13 protein-coding genes are annotated in these 12,547 nt (G+C 57.4%); 8 read left to right on the forward strand and 5 right to left on the reverse strand.

From position 1 onward, the window contains the following. Both AC0V6M_RS06105 and AC0V6M_RS06110 read right to left on the reverse strand, forming a co-directional pair. Positions 1-954: a sterol desaturase family protein gene (locus tag AC0V6M_RS06105; RefSeq protein ID WP_486139578.1), complete on the reverse strand. Its 954-nt coding sequence runs from the start codon at positions 952-954 to the stop codon at positions 1-3. Between the two features lie 10 nt (positions 955-964). Then, the gene (locus AC0V6M_RS06110; RefSeq protein WP_486137949.1) at positions 965-1,372 is read right to left on the reverse strand and encodes a hypothetical protein; all 408 of its coding nucleotides are present in this window, start codon (positions 1,370-1,372) and stop codon (positions 965-967) included. A gap of 59 nt (positions 1,373-1,431) precedes the next feature. Here AC0V6M_RS06110 and AC0V6M_RS06115 point away from each other — a divergent pair, with 59 nt between their 5' ends. Beyond that, positions 1,432-2,856 (forward strand): amidohydrolase, encoded by a 1,425-nt coding sequence (locus AC0V6M_RS06115; RefSeq protein WP_486137950.1) that lies wholly within the window; start codon positions 1,432-1,434, stop codon positions 2,854-2,856. A gap of 14 nt (positions 2,857-2,870) precedes the next feature. Here AC0V6M_RS06115 and AC0V6M_RS06120 read toward each other — a convergent pair whose 3' ends face one another. Beyond that, a complete protein-coding gene (locus AC0V6M_RS06120) occupies positions 2,871-3,311 on the reverse strand; it encodes a protein tyrosine phosphatase family protein (protein WP_486137951.1) in 441 nt (146 codons plus the stop codon). 306 nt (positions 3,312-3,617) lie between these two features. Between AC0V6M_RS06120 and AC0V6M_RS06125 the strand changes: the two genes are divergently transcribed. The 7 genes from AC0V6M_RS06125 to AC0V6M_RS06155 all read left to right on the forward strand — a co-directional run bounded on the left by AC0V6M_RS06125 (position 3,618) and on the right by AC0V6M_RS06155 (position 10,548). After that, a complete protein-coding gene (locus AC0V6M_RS06125; protein ID WP_486137952.1) occupies positions 3,618-4,412 on the forward strand; it encodes a cold-shock protein in 795 nt (264 codons plus the stop codon). A gap of 141 nt (positions 4,413-4,553) precedes the next feature. Beyond that, positions 4,554-5,753 (forward strand): acetylornithine transaminase, encoded by a 1,200-nt coding sequence (locus AC0V6M_RS06130; RefSeq protein WP_486137953.1) that lies wholly within the window; start codon positions 4,554-4,556, stop codon positions 5,751-5,753. Continuing rightward, positions 5,753-6,685: an ornithine carbamoyltransferase gene (gene argF / locus AC0V6M_RS06135; RefSeq protein ID WP_486137954.1), complete on the forward strand. Its 933-nt coding sequence runs from the start codon at positions 5,753-5,755 to the stop codon at positions 6,683-6,685. Before AC0V6M_RS06130 ends, argF begins: the two co-directional genes overlap by 1 nt. A gap of 56 nt (positions 6,686-6,741) precedes the next feature. Continuing rightward, positions 6,742-7,653, forward strand: coding sequence for an Hsp33 family molecular chaperone HslO (gene hslO, locus AC0V6M_RS06140; RefSeq protein ID WP_486137955.1), 912 nt, complete (start codon positions 6,742-6,744; stop codon positions 7,651-7,653). An 85-nt stretch (positions 7,654-7,738) separates the two neighbouring features. Further along, positions 7,739-8,152, forward strand: a complete 414-nt coding sequence (locus tag AC0V6M_RS06145) for a hypothetical protein (RefSeq protein ID WP_486137956.1) — start codon at positions 7,739-7,741, stop codon at positions 8,150-8,152. A gap of 60 nt (positions 8,153-8,212) precedes the next feature. Beyond that, positions 8,213-8,908, forward strand: coding sequence for a 7-cyano-7-deazaguanine synthase QueC (gene queC / locus AC0V6M_RS06150; RefSeq protein ID WP_486137957.1), 696 nt, complete (start codon positions 8,213-8,215; stop codon positions 8,906-8,908). A 29-nt stretch (positions 8,909-8,937) separates the two neighbouring features. After that, the gene (locus tag AC0V6M_RS06155; RefSeq protein WP_486137958.1) at positions 8,938-10,548 is read left to right on the forward strand and encodes an MFS transporter; all 1,611 of its coding nucleotides are present in this window, start codon (positions 8,938-8,940) and stop codon (positions 10,546-10,548) included. 8 nt (positions 10,549-10,556) lie between these two features. On the opposite strand, the gene AC0V6M_RS06160 is transcribed toward AC0V6M_RS06155, so the two are convergent. Both AC0V6M_RS06160 and AC0V6M_RS06165 read right to left on the reverse strand, forming a co-directional pair. Continuing rightward, positions 10,557-11,117, reverse strand: coding sequence for a superoxide dismutase family protein (locus AC0V6M_RS06160; RefSeq protein WP_486137959.1), 561 nt, complete (start codon positions 11,115-11,117; stop codon positions 10,557-10,559). Between the two features lie 85 nt (positions 11,118-11,202). Next, on the reverse strand, positions 11,203-12,330 hold the full coding sequence (locus tag AC0V6M_RS06165; protein ID WP_486137960.1) for an OmpA family protein: 1,128 nt from the start codon (positions 12,328-12,330) through the stop codon (positions 11,203-11,205). Between the last annotated feature and the right edge of the window lie 217 nt (positions 12,331-12,547).

The following is a 12,547-nucleotide window of genomic DNA, read 5'->3' on the forward strand; positions in this document are numbered from 1 at the left end:
TTAAGCAGCTTCGTGCGGGCTTTCAATCGAGTTTCGATCCGCTACCGGATTTTGTGGTGACCGGCCTGTGTGCTCGCGCCAGCGTTTGCGGATCATATCGGAGGTCTCGCGGCTGCCATCATGGGTCCAGCCAGGTTCGCGCAGCAGGTAAGATAGCTTATGCCGCCACGGCGCGCGGGCGATATCGTGTAGCATGTCGATCCATTCATGGAATACCGCCCACAGCAGGTTGAAGCTGCCGAGCTGTTTGATGATGCCATAGCTGATGGGTTCATCGTCTTGCTCTGCTTCAAATGTGCCGAACATCCTGTCCCAAATTATGAAAACGCCTGCATAATTGCGATCAAGATAGCGCGGATTGGTGGCGTGGTGGACCCGGTGATGGCTGGGTGTGTTCATCACCGCTTCGAACCAGCGCGGCATTTTGCCAATCGCCTCGGTGTGGATCCAGAACTGGTAGACCAGATTGATGCCGCCACACACCGCGATCATACCAGGGTGAAAGCCGATCAGCACCAATGGCAACGCAAAGATAAAGCCAAAGGTGAACGAGCCTGTCCAGGTCTGCCTAAGGGCCGTTGAGAGATTGTAGTGCTGGCTTGAATGATGGTTCACATGGGCGGCCCACATCCACCTGATACGGTGCCCCGCGCGGTGCACCCAGTAATATTTCAAATCATCGAGTACAAAGACGGCCGGCCATGCCCAAAGCGGGCCCCACCAGTTCTCGCTGATGTCGAACAAGCGGTATTCATAGGCGGCGATGAAGATCGCGAGGAAGAAGCCGCCGAAGAGTGCGCCTGCGACCGTGGAGCCGAGCCCGAAGCCAAGGCTGACCAGTGTGTCCTTGGGCTCGTAGGCACTTTGCTGGCGCATTTTTGCCCAGGTCATCTCGCCGAGGATGGCCGCGATAAACAGCGGCACGGCCAGCTCAGTAACAGAGAAATCGGGCAGGTCGATCATGTTAACGCCTGTCTAGCTGATTGATGGCTGCCACCCAAATGTCTGCATTATCGAGTACCAGCCGGACTGAGCCAAAGCGTGCCTCACCCGTATCGACGATGAGCATGTTGTCTGAAGCGGTGGCGCTGGCTTCTGCGCTGAGAATGCGTCCGGCAAAATGCACGCCATGCGGCTTGAGCAGCATGATCTGGCCTTGTGCGTCTTTCAGGATCGCTCCGGCCCCATCACGCGCAATTGCGCTTTCAAGTGGCGCAAAGCCGTCTGCCACCTCGCTTGCTGCGCGTGCGGCCTCGCTATGGTTTGCCAACTTTGGCTTACCGCCCAGCTTCAGTGCAGAGGCAATCCACGCCAGCAGCACAATAGCCACCAGCGAACCGCCAAATTGCAGAAGAAGCGGATCAATTTCCATCCGCAAAGGATTGGCACGGCGGCAGCTTTGCGGCAAGCAGAGCGCAAGGGAGATTGCTCATGAAGTTCGTTGCTCGCACCGTTTTGGCTGGACTGCTGCTTAGCGCGGCGCCGCTCAGCGCTCAGGTTCAAGGCCCGGCCGCCAATGTTGACGCGCAGCAAGAGCGCACCGCTAGAGTGGCTCAGCAATTGTGGGATCTGGCCGAGGTTGGCTATCTTGAAACTCAGTCGAGCGGGCTCTTGCAATCGGAGCTTGCGGGTGAAGGGTTTGAGATCAAGGCGGGTATCGCCGAGATTCCGACTGCGTTCGTCGCCGAATGGGGCGAGGGCGGTCCAATCATCGCGATCCTTGCCGAGATGGACGCTCTGCCTGGTATCAACCAGTCTGCGCTGGCAACGCGTGATATGGTTGACGGCAAACATGCTGGGCATGCCTGCGGGCACAATCTGTTTGGCGCTGCCTCACTCACGGCCGCTATTGCAGTGAAGCAATGGCTGGAGGCGACCGGCACGCCGGGCCGCATCCGTTTCTATGGAACGCCGGCGGAAGAGGGCGGTTCTGGCAAAGTTTACATGACGCGGGCCGGATTGTTCGATGATGTTGACATTGCGATCCACTGGCATGCGGACGATGAAAACAGCGCAGCGGCCCAGACGAGCCTCGCCAATCGCTCTGCCAAGTTTCGCTTCAAGGGCATCTCTGCACATGCGGCTGGCGCGCCAGAGCGGGGCCGCTCTGCTCTGGACGGGGCGGAAGCGATGAACATGATGGCGAACATGCTGCACGAGCATATGCCGCAAGATGCGCGCATGCATTACGTCATCACCAGCGGCGGCAACGCGCCCAATGTGGTGCCGGACTTTGCAGAGGTGTTTTATTATGTCCGCCATCCTGATCCCGACGGCGTGGATGAGATTTGGGCGCGGCTGGAGAATGCGGCCAAGGGCGCTGCGCTCGGCACCGGGACCGATGTCGAGTGGGAAGTGATCCACGGGAACAACCCGCTGCTGGTCAATGAGACATTGGCCAAGATGATGGACGCAAAATTGCGGATGGTTGGCGGCGTTGAGTACACCGCTGAAGAGCGAGCATGGGCCGAAGAAGTGCAAAAATCGCTCGGCGATGCGGCCAAACCGCTCAGCAGTGCGGGCGAAATCGGCGAATACAACAAGAGCCTTGGCTATGGTTCAACCGATGTTGGCGATGTCTCTTGGGCGACGCCAACAGTGGGCGTCCGCACGGCCACTTGGGTGCCCGGCACCAGCGCGCATACTTGGCAAGCGGTTGCCGCTAGTGGTCATTCGATTGGCCACAAGGGCGCTCAGGTCGCGGCCAAGGCGATGGCTTTGATGGCGGCGGAGCTTTACACCAATCCGGGGCTGCGCATCGCGGCGAAGGCCGAATTCGATGCCGCACGCGGACCGGATTACACGTACAAATCGCTGTTGGGCGACCGCGAACCGCCGCTCGATTACCGCAAGTGAGTGAGCGTGCAGGTCTACTCGCCTGATTGGCCAGAAAGCATATCGAGCATGGGGCGGACCGGGCTGACATCATAGCCAGCTTGTGATGCGGCATTTACGATCCCAGTAGGGCTGTGGCCCGATTTTGCCTGGGCAAGCGCCCACAGAAAGGTCGAGCGCGTGCCAGAACGGCAATAGGCGAGCACCTTGCCGTCAGCTTTAGCCATCGCGCCAACCATCTCGTCAATCTGCGGCTGGCTGAACCCGGAATGCCCGATCGGGATCGCGCAATAATCTAGGCCCGCTTCCTTGGCCGCCGCTTCGATTGCATCACCCTGAGGCGCCTCAGGGTCTTCGCCATCTGGCCGGTTGTTAATGATCAAGGTGACGCCCGCATCCTTGGCCGAAGTAACATCATCCAATGTGATTTGCGGGCTGGCAAAAATGGCGGGTGAGAGTTCGCGAAAGTCGCTCATGGTTTTAATCGCCTTTATGCTGCGAAAGCCTGCGGGAATGCTCAGAATATCTGTGCGCGCGTGCATTTCATGGCCAACACTTTGATGCGAAGCAAGTATTGGACGTGTTCGAAAGTGTCACAATTCTCAGTGATAACAGCGGGGATCGGTTAAATCATTCGCAAAGCAATGGTTTGTGCGCTATGTACCGATTCTACGAGGTGGGACTCCGAACAATATCGGTGTTCTGCCTGTGTCAGTGGTGGCTTGCTGTCCCCGCCCTGACGCATAGGAGGATGGGCAGTCTTGTAAGGTACGTTTTGAGTTATGGGTTACGATAGAGGACGTCGGCGCGGCCGGGACAAGCGCGACGGATTCGGCGAGGACAGCTACGATCCTTTTGGCGGCGGCGGCGATGGATTTCCGCCTCCAGGCAATTACGGAAATGACCGAAGCGGTGGTGGCGGTGATCGCTATGGCGGCGGCGGTGGACGTGGTGGACCAGGCGGCGGCGGTGGCGATCGTTACGGCGGCGGAGGCGGTGGTGACCGTTTCAGCGGCGGTGATCGCAGCGGTGGCGGTCGTGGTGGCCCAGGCGGCGGCGGTGGAGGCGGCGGATTCAACCGCATGCCCGCACAGGTCGTAGGCACCGGCAAAGGCACTGTGAAATTCTTTAACAGCCAGAAGGGCTTCGGCTTTGTCGCGCAAGAAGGCGGCGGCGAAGACGTGTTCATTCACATCAGCGCAGTTGAGCGTGCTGGACTGGAAGGTCTGGCTGAAGGTCAAGAGCTTGAGTTCAACCTGGTTGATCGCGGCGGCAAAATCTCCGCTCAGGATCTCCAAGTCGTTGGCGATGTGATCGCTGTTGAGAAAAAAGAAGCAGCGCCTCAGCGTGAGCTGACCGGCGAAAAAGCGACTGGGACCGTGAAGTTCTTCAATTCCATGAAGGGGTTTGGCTTCCTGGTACGCGACGACGGCCAGCCGGACGCATTCGTGCATATCAGCGCGGTTGAGCGTTCCGGGCTCCAAGGCATCAATGAAGGCGAACGCTACGAGTTTGACATTGAAGTCGACCGACGAGGCAAGCATTCTGCTGTCAACTTGGTGCCTGCGCAGGGATAAATCTCCCCAGCACATATCAGGGCCGTTTGACCGGAAACATGAGCGGCCTTATCAATTCGGGAAATGGCGGCTCTGTTTAGGGTCGCCTTTTCCATTCCTGAATTCAATTTTCGACTTCACTCAGTTCTTAAGGATCAAACCATGTCGATCACACCGCTTATGCCTGTCTATCCTCGGTGCGGTGTCCGTCCGGTCCGAGGCGAGCACTGCCACCTGATTGACGAGGATGGTACGCGTTACCTCGATTTTGCCAGCGGCATTGCAGTGAACTTGCTGGGCCACTCACACGAGGGGCTGATCAAGGCGATCCAAGAGCAAGCCGCGACCTTGATGCATGTCTCCAACCTCTATGGCAGCCCGCAGGGTGAGAAGCTGGCGAAAATGCTGGTCGACAACACCTTTGCCGACACGGTATTCTTCACCAATTCAGGCGCGGAGGCAGTGGAAGCCGCGATCAAAACCGCGCGTGCCTACCACCAGAACGCAGGCGATGCCGGTGATGCCAGCAAGCATGAACTGATCACATTCTCCAACGCCTTTCACGGCCGCACAATGGCCACTATCAGCGCATCAAACCAGACGAAGATGCACCATGGCTTTTCGCCAATGCTTGATGGTTTCAAATATGCTGAGTTCGATGATTTGGAATCAGCCAAAGCGTTGATGGGCCCGAACACGGCAGGCTTCCTAGTCGAGCCAATCCAAGGAGAGGGCGGCATTCGCCCCGCTTCGCAGGAATTCATGCAGGGGTTGAGAGACTTGGCCGATGAGCATGACCTAATGATCGTTCTGGATGAGGTGCAATGCGGGGTCGCGCGCACCGGCACGCTCTATGCCTATGAACAATATGGCGTCACGCCAGATATTGTCGCGACCGCAAAGGGCATTGGCGGCGGCTTCCCATTTGGCGCCTGCCTAGCGACCGAAAAGGCCGCGCGGGGCATGACCTTTGGGACTCACGGCTCGACCTATGGCGGCAACCCGCTTGCGATGGCGGCGGGCTGCGCCGTCATGGAGGCCGTGGCCAATGAGGAATTTTTGAGCTCAGTTCGCGAGAAGGGTGAGCGCATTCGCACCCGGCTTGAGCAATTCATCGGCAATTACCCAGAACTGTTTGAACTGGTCCGCGGCATGGGACTGATGCTGGGCATTAAGATGAAGGTCGAAAGCCGTCCGTTCTTTGTGCACCTGCGCGAGAATCACGATCTGCTCACTGTTGCCGCGGGCGACAACACGTTGCGTGTGCTGCCGCCGTTGGTGATTGGCGACGCTGAAATTGATGAGTTCTTCGAAAAGCTTTCCGCCGGTGCGGCGAGTTATAAAGTGCCAGAGCCAGCCTGATGACGTATCAACATTTTCTCGATCTCAGCGATGCTGGGGCTAATGCAATGGCCGCGATGGTCGGCGATGCGATTGATCGCAAAGCAGCGCGCAAAGGCTGGGGCAAGGGGCAGGCTGATGCCGACGCTCCGCTGGCGGGCAAGGTTCTGGCTTTGGTGTTTGAGAAGAACTCCACGCGGACCCGCGTGAGCTTTGACATCGCGATGCGGCAGCTGGGCGGCTCGGTGCTGATCCTAGATAGCGCCTCGAGCCAATTGGGACGCGGCGAGACCATTGCGGATACCGCCCGCGTCCTGAGCCGAATGGTCGATGCAATCATGCTGCGGACCGATGACCATGCGAAGATCGAGGAAATGGCGCGCCACGCGACCGTGCCTGTGATCAACGGGCTGACTGATCGCTCGCACCCGTGTCAGATCGTTGCTGACCTGCTCACAGTGATTGAACATGGCAAGCCTCTGCCGGGCTTGGAGGTCGCCTGGTTCGGCGATGGTAACAATGTGCTGCATTCCATCTTGGAAGCGGCCAGCCTGATGAAGTTCAATGTTCGGGTGGCGACACCAGCCGGCTATGAACCTGACAGTGAGTTTGTCGAAATGGCGCGGGCTGGAGGGGCAGAGGTTGCTCTGACGCATGACGCCTCAGTTGCGGCACGCGGCGCGGACGTCCTGGTCACCGACACTTGGATTTCGATGGGACAAGCGGATGCGGATGAGAAGCGCCGCGCTATGGAACCCTTTCAGGTCAACGCCTCGCTCATGGCTGAGGCCAAACCCGATGCTCTGTTCCTTCACTGCTTGCCTGCGCACGTCGGGGAAGAAGTAAGCGAAGAGGTGTTTGAAGGGGCGCAGTCGGTCGTCTTTGACGAGGCAGAAAACCGCATTCATGCACAAAAATCTGTTCTGCTTTGGAGTTTTGGCCTGCTTGCGTGAGGCTTGCCCCACGATTGGGGCTTACCGCTAGCGTTAGAGTCACCATATAGCTAGCTATGACACAGGCCCAATCTCCCAAGACGCAAGAGCCCGAGACTTTCGCTGATAAACTGCTTGGCTTCACCCTGCCTTCGCGCAGCGCCCGTGGCCGCGTGGTTCGCCTTGATGCAGTGCTTAACGATGTTCTGGCGGTGCACGATTACCCCGCTCCCATTCAGCACCTGCTCGGCGAAGCGCTGGTGCTGGGCGCCCTTATGGGCGGATTGCTCAAGGGCGAAGATGGCCAGCCGACCATGCAGGCGCAGACGAAGGCGGGCCCGGTGCAATTGCTTGTGTGTGATTATCGCGGCGGGACAATGCGCGGCTATGCTGAGTTTGATGGCGCTCAGGTTGAGAGCCTTGGCGCTAATCCAGCGCTCGCAGCTTTGTTTGGGGAGGGATATCTTGCGATCACCTTCGAAACAGGTGCGGGCAAGCGTTATCAGGGCATCGTCCCGCTGGAAGGGGACAACCTGTCTGAGGCGTGCGAGAACTATTTCGTTCAGTCAGAGCAAGTGCCTACGCTGATCCGAGTTGCCAGCCGATCCGGCGCTAACGGCCATCACGCCGCCGGCGTATTGATCCAGCATCTCGCCGATGGCGAAGAGGGACGGGAGCGTTTGCACGTTCGCCTTGACCATCCGGATTGGGAACACATCGTCGCGCTGGCCGGCACGATCAGTCACGAAGAACTGCTCGATCCCGAGCTATCCATGGAAAGCATCGTGTGGCGTTTGTTCCACGAAGAGGATCAGATTCGGGTTCAGCCCGGCAAGGGATTGAAGCGCGGTTGCCGCTGCAGTGCGGGCTATTACCATAGCGTCATCGCCCGTTTTCCAGCCGATGAGCAGGATGCAATGCGTGATGATGAAGGGCGGATTGTGGTCGACTGCCAGTTTTGCGCTCAGCAATATGTCTTGGCAATTTAACAGTTCATCGCTATTCAGGAACGGCTCATCGCGGGTTGTCCAATACGTACAACTCAGTGCAGCAAATATGTGGCGAGGTATGCTGATGGAAAAATGTAGCGCACCGATTGGTAAGCGAAAGCTGATGGCCTTGGGGCTGTTTGCTGTCGCCGGAGCCGTGCCTCTGGCCGCACAGTCCGATGGGCTTGCGATGCTATCTGGGCTGGCAAAGGGCGAATGGACTGTGAAGCCGCGAGACGGCTCTCCATCGCGTAAGATTTGCGTGCGCAGTGGACGCGAATTGATCCAGCTTCGCCATACTCAAGACAATTGTAGCCGGTTCGTGGTGGAGGATGGGGCGTCTGAAGTGTCCGTCCAATACACTTGCCCGGGTGATGGATATGGGCGGACAAACATTCGCCGTGAAACGGCCTCTTTGGTTCAGGTCGAGAGCCAAGGGATTGTTGGCGGCTTGCCATTCCAGGTGACCGCGGAGGCCCGCCGCACAGGCACGTGCTGATTGCGTAGGAATTGGCTACGGTGGATTGCTTAATATCGTAAGCGCGCTAATTCAGTGACGATGAGTTTCGTACAAGAGCAAAAGAAGCCCACTGCCGTGGTCCTGTTATCAGGCGGGCTCGACTCAATGGTATCAGCTGGAATTGCGAGAGAGCGCGGTTTTGCCGTCCAAGCGCTCACGATCGACTATGGCCAGCGCCATCGCCGGGAATTGCAATCAGCCAAGGATATTGCCGAAAAATTGAGTCTTGAGCGACAGGTGCAAATGTCGCTCGATCTGCGTTCATTTGGTGGATCGGCGCTGACCGCCGATATCGAAGTGCCCAAGACAGGTGTCGCGGAAGATATTCCCGTCACTTATGTGCCTGCTCGCAACCTGGTATTTCTCGCGCTGACCATCGCATTCGCCGAAGCCGCGGGCGCCAAGGATGTTTTCATCGGAGTAAACGCGCTTGATTATTCTGGCTATCCGGATTGCCGGCCGGAATTCATTGCCAGCTTTACTGAGACCGCTCGCCTTGGGACGAAGGCCGGTGTGGAAGGGTTTCCGTTTGAGATCCACGCCCCACTTCAGCACATGACGAAAGCCGACATTGCCAGCGAATGCGATCGCTTGGGTCTCGACCCTGCCTGGAGCTGGTCTTGCTATGATCCCGCACCTAATGGAGCGGCATGTGGTGAGTGCGATTCATGTCGGCTGAGGCGCAAGGGCTTTGCTGAGGCGAATCTAACCGACAACACGCAATACGCAGCATAAGAAATGCCTGCTCCAATAGGGGAACTGACTTGAGCGAGACCAAAAGCCAGCCAGTGGTCGATACCGACCAGCCGGTACCCGCCTATTCCTGGTACGCATTGAGCGTCTTGGTGGTGGTCTATGTGCTCAACTTTATTGACCGGCAAATCTTATCGATCCTGGCCAATGACATCAAAGCGGACCTAGGCGTTGACGATGCCTATCTCGGCTTTTTGTACGGTACTGCGTTCGCGATCTTTTACGCGCTCTTCGGTATCCCGCTTGGGAAATTAGCCGATAGTTGGAAGCGGGTGCGGCTTATGACCATTGGGCTTGCCCTCTGGTCGGCAATGACAGCGGTGTCAGGTTTTGCGCGAGATGCCGCCACTTTGACGGTCGCAAGAATTGGCGTTGGTGTTGGCGAGGCGACTGCAAGTCCTTCGGCATACTCGCTCATTTCAGATTGGTTTCCCGCGAGGTTGAGGGCGACCGCACTCGCTATATACAGCTCCGGCATTTACATCGGTGGGGGAATCTCGCTCGCTATTGGTGGGTTGGTTGTCGACCGCTGGAACGCGACGTTTCCGCAAGGGGACCCATTGCTGGGCCTAGCGGGCTGGCAGGCCGCCTTTATTGCGGTCGGGGTGCCAGGCCTGCTTTTGGCCATTTGGGTCGTGACCCTGCGGGAGCCGGTTCGCGGAGCAATTGATGGCCTGGAAACGGCTGAGGATCCGCATCCGTTCAAAGGCTTTGTGCGGGAGCTCTGCACTGTGATCCCGGGCTTTACCTTTTTCGGTGCCGCTGCCCGAGGCGGAAAAGCTCTGGTGATCAACATCGCGGTTTTCATTGGCGCTCTTGCGGTCGCCTATGGTCTGACGAACATCCTAAGCTCGGGTCCTGGGTTCATCTTTGCGCCGATCACGGATCAATGGTTCCTGCTAGCGATTGGCTACTATGCCGTCTTTTGTTGGGCGAGCGCTTTGCGAGAGCGTGACTATCCCACGTTTGCTTTGACTTGGGGGTCTCCGGCTTTTCTGTGCACGATCCTAGGGTATGGGACCGTGGCATTTATGGCTTATGCAGCCTCTTATTGGGGCGCGCCATATGCCGAAAGAACGTTTGAAGTCTCCAAAGCTGAGCTTGGCTTCTGGCTCGGCGGCGGCGGCGCGGCTGGCGGATTTTTGGGGGTGATCCTCGGCGGTAGAATGGCAGATGCGTTGTTTACGCGTTTCTCATCCGGCAGGATTTGGGTGATTTTGTTTGGACTTGTCAGTCCGATCCCATTTGCACTCGTTCAATATACAACCGACAGCTTCACGCTGTTTCTCATTTTGAACGTTATCACTAGTGCATTGGCCGCATCGGCACTCGGTGCCGCAGCGGCTAGCAGCCAGGCACTGGTCCTCCCTAGGATGCGGGGAGCCGCGACTGCTACATTCTTTTTGGCGACGACTCTGGTGGGCTTGGCCCTCGGTCCATACACCGCTGGCTATGTTTCAGCACAAGACGACGCCGGCTTGAGTGTGGGAGTGCTCTCAACGCTTTGGATTACGCCGGTTGGTCTGCTTTTGCTAATTGCGGCTATTCGTCTCGTTCCGCGAGCGAATGCAACGGTGCTTGAGCGGGCTCAGGCTGCAGGGGAACCAGCGCCGGAAAGCTAGACTATCGTTTATTTCTTGGCGAGGACGCCGCAAGCAATGCGTGGTCCAGCTGCACCTGCAGGGTCGCTGACATAATCGTCTGGACCCGCATGAAGCATAACTGCGGTGCCGTCCTCGTCGAAGATGAGCGGAAGCAATTCGTCGGCCGTTCCGGACAGCTGAAACGAAGTTTCGAATGACGATTGCTCTTCAATGGCTAGGTTGGGCAGGTCGCCCAGATGTGCTCCATTGGCGCTTTGCGAGCCGTGGGCTTTCTCGAATGGATTAAGGTGGCCGCCTGCCGTTTTGAAATCGGGGCCATCGCAGACGCCCATCGTGTGGAGGTGAAAAGCTCGCTGGCCAGGCGTAAGATCCTCAATGGCCACTTCAACAGAAAGCGTGTCAGACTGTCTAAGTAATTGCACTGAGCCGATTTCGGCACCGCTGGCGTCGAAGAGTGTTGCCGTAGCAACTTGCTCCGCTTGAGCATTTTTACTGTCTGGAGCGGTTTTTTTGTTCTCTTGACCAGAGCCACATGCGCTCAGTGCAAGGCATGAGAAAAGCAAAGCGGTTGGGATGAGGCGAGGCATAACAGGTTCCAGACCAGAAATTTTGGCAAAAAAAGGGGTCGGACTGTGCCGACCCCTTTTCTCAATTTTTCAACGTCAGTCGTGATTACATGCCCGAACCCGGGCCGTAAGTCACTTCTACGCGGCGGTTTTGCAGTTCGCGAACACCGTCTGCGGTAGGTACGCGAGGCTGAGATTCGCCAAAGGCTTCACCAGTGATGCGACCTTCTGGAACACCGCGACCGGCAAGGTAGCCGCGAACCGAAGCGTTACGACGCTCAGCCAACGCCATGTTGTAAGTCACGCTGCCCGAACGGTCAGTGTGGCCCGCAAGCATAACATTCGCCGTACCACAATCTGCATAGGCGGTAACCGCACTATCCAAGATGGTCGCTGCTTCAGGTGTAATGACTGATTCGTCCCAATCGAAGAACACGATGTATGGGCCGGTGTTACACGGAGCCGCAGTTGGTGCTGGCGGTGCAGGTGGTGGTGGCGGCGGTGGTGCCGGAGGTGCCGGAGGTGGTGGCGGAGGTGGCGGAGGTGCCACGTCGCCGCCAAAGTTGTAGATAATCGAACCGAGGATCGAATGGGTCGCTACATCTGTCTCATACTGCGCACCAAGCGTATCGACGATATCAACACCGACAGCGTTAAAGTACCGGTACTTTAGGCCAATGTCCCAGCTATCATTTAGTGGCGCACGGACACCAGCGAGGATTTGCCAGGCAAGACCTGTATCTGAGTCGCTATATGCTCCAGGCCCATTCGAATTGATCGTTCCATCCAAGTCTACGCGAGCAACACCCACGCCGCCTCCAGCGAAACCTTGAACGCCGTCATCTTCACCAAAGTCGAACAATCCGTTGAGCATGAAGCTCAGCGCATTCACTTCGCCCGATGCAGGAAATGTACCCGCAGTACGAACAATAGCCGAGCTTGCCGAAGCCACCCCAACTGCACCGACCGTTAGGTTCTGAAGGTCTGCAGCTCGGTAGCTCGCCTCAGCCTCCAAACGGAAAGCGCCGAAGTCGTAACCGACTGCCGCGCCGAAGTCGTAGCCGGAATCGTAATCACTTTGGACGTCGTTTGAGTTCCCATTAACGTCGAAGTCGATGTCCTCGACAATCATGGCTCCACCATCGCCTTGGATGTACCACTGCCCATCACGAGCCGTAGCAGGCGCTGCGAGCGCCGTTGAAGCCATCGCCAATCCTATGACGAGTTTGCGCATTCCAATAATCCCCTTTTTAGCGTTATTTGGAGCAGCGTTCTCTCTAACTTTTCTCTTTAACCGTGGCAAGCAATCAATCGATCAAACTGTTGCAATAAAGTCGCTATTGGCGAAGCTGGTCCCAAAAAAGGCAGGCTTCGTCATATCTTGTCGTGGTTGCATGCCGTGCAAGACCGCTGTTTCGGCCTTATGCAAGAATACCAACCGATTTTAAGAC

It is taken from the genome of Erythrobacter sp. JB3-1 (genome assembly GCF_057364995.1).

Coding starts and splice junctions, on each gene's coding strand:
- AC0V6M_RS06165 (WP_486137960.1), bottom strand. CDS start 12,330: ATGCGCAAACTCGTCATAGGATTGGCGATGGCTTCAACGGCGCTCGCA.
- AC0V6M_RS06110 (WP_486137949.1), bottom strand. CDS start 1,372: ATGGAAATTGATCCGCTTCTTCTGCAATTTGGCGGTTCGCTGGTGGCT.
- argF (WP_486137954.1), top strand. CDS start 5,753: ATGACGTATCAACATTTTCTCGATCTCAGCGATGCTGGGGCTAATGCA.
- AC0V6M_RS06115 (WP_486137950.1), top strand. CDS start 1,432: ATGAAGTTCGTTGCTCGCACCGTTTTGGCTGGACTGCTGCTTAGCGCG.
- AC0V6M_RS06120 (WP_486137951.1), bottom strand. CDS start 3,311: ATGAGCGACTTTCGCGAACTCTCACCCGCCATTTTTGCCAGCCCGCAA.
- AC0V6M_RS06145 (WP_486137956.1), top strand. CDS start 7,739: ATGGAAAAATGTAGCGCACCGATTGGTAAGCGAAAGCTGATGGCCTTG.
- hslO (WP_486137955.1), top strand. CDS start 6,742: ATGACACAGGCCCAATCTCCCAAGACGCAAGAGCCCGAGACTTTCGCT.
- AC0V6M_RS06125 (WP_486137952.1), top strand. CDS start 3,618: ATGGGTTACGATAGAGGACGTCGGCGCGGCCGGGACAAGCGCGACGGA.
- AC0V6M_RS06160 (WP_486137959.1), bottom strand. CDS start 11,117: ATGCCTCGCCTCATCCCAACCGCTTTGCTTTTCTCATGCCTTGCACTG.
- queC (WP_486137957.1), top strand. CDS start 8,213: ATGAGTTTCGTACAAGAGCAAAAGAAGCCCACTGCCGTGGTCCTGTTA.
- AC0V6M_RS06130 (WP_486137953.1), top strand. CDS start 4,554: ATGTCGATCACACCGCTTATGCCTGTCTATCCTCGGTGCGGTGTCCGT.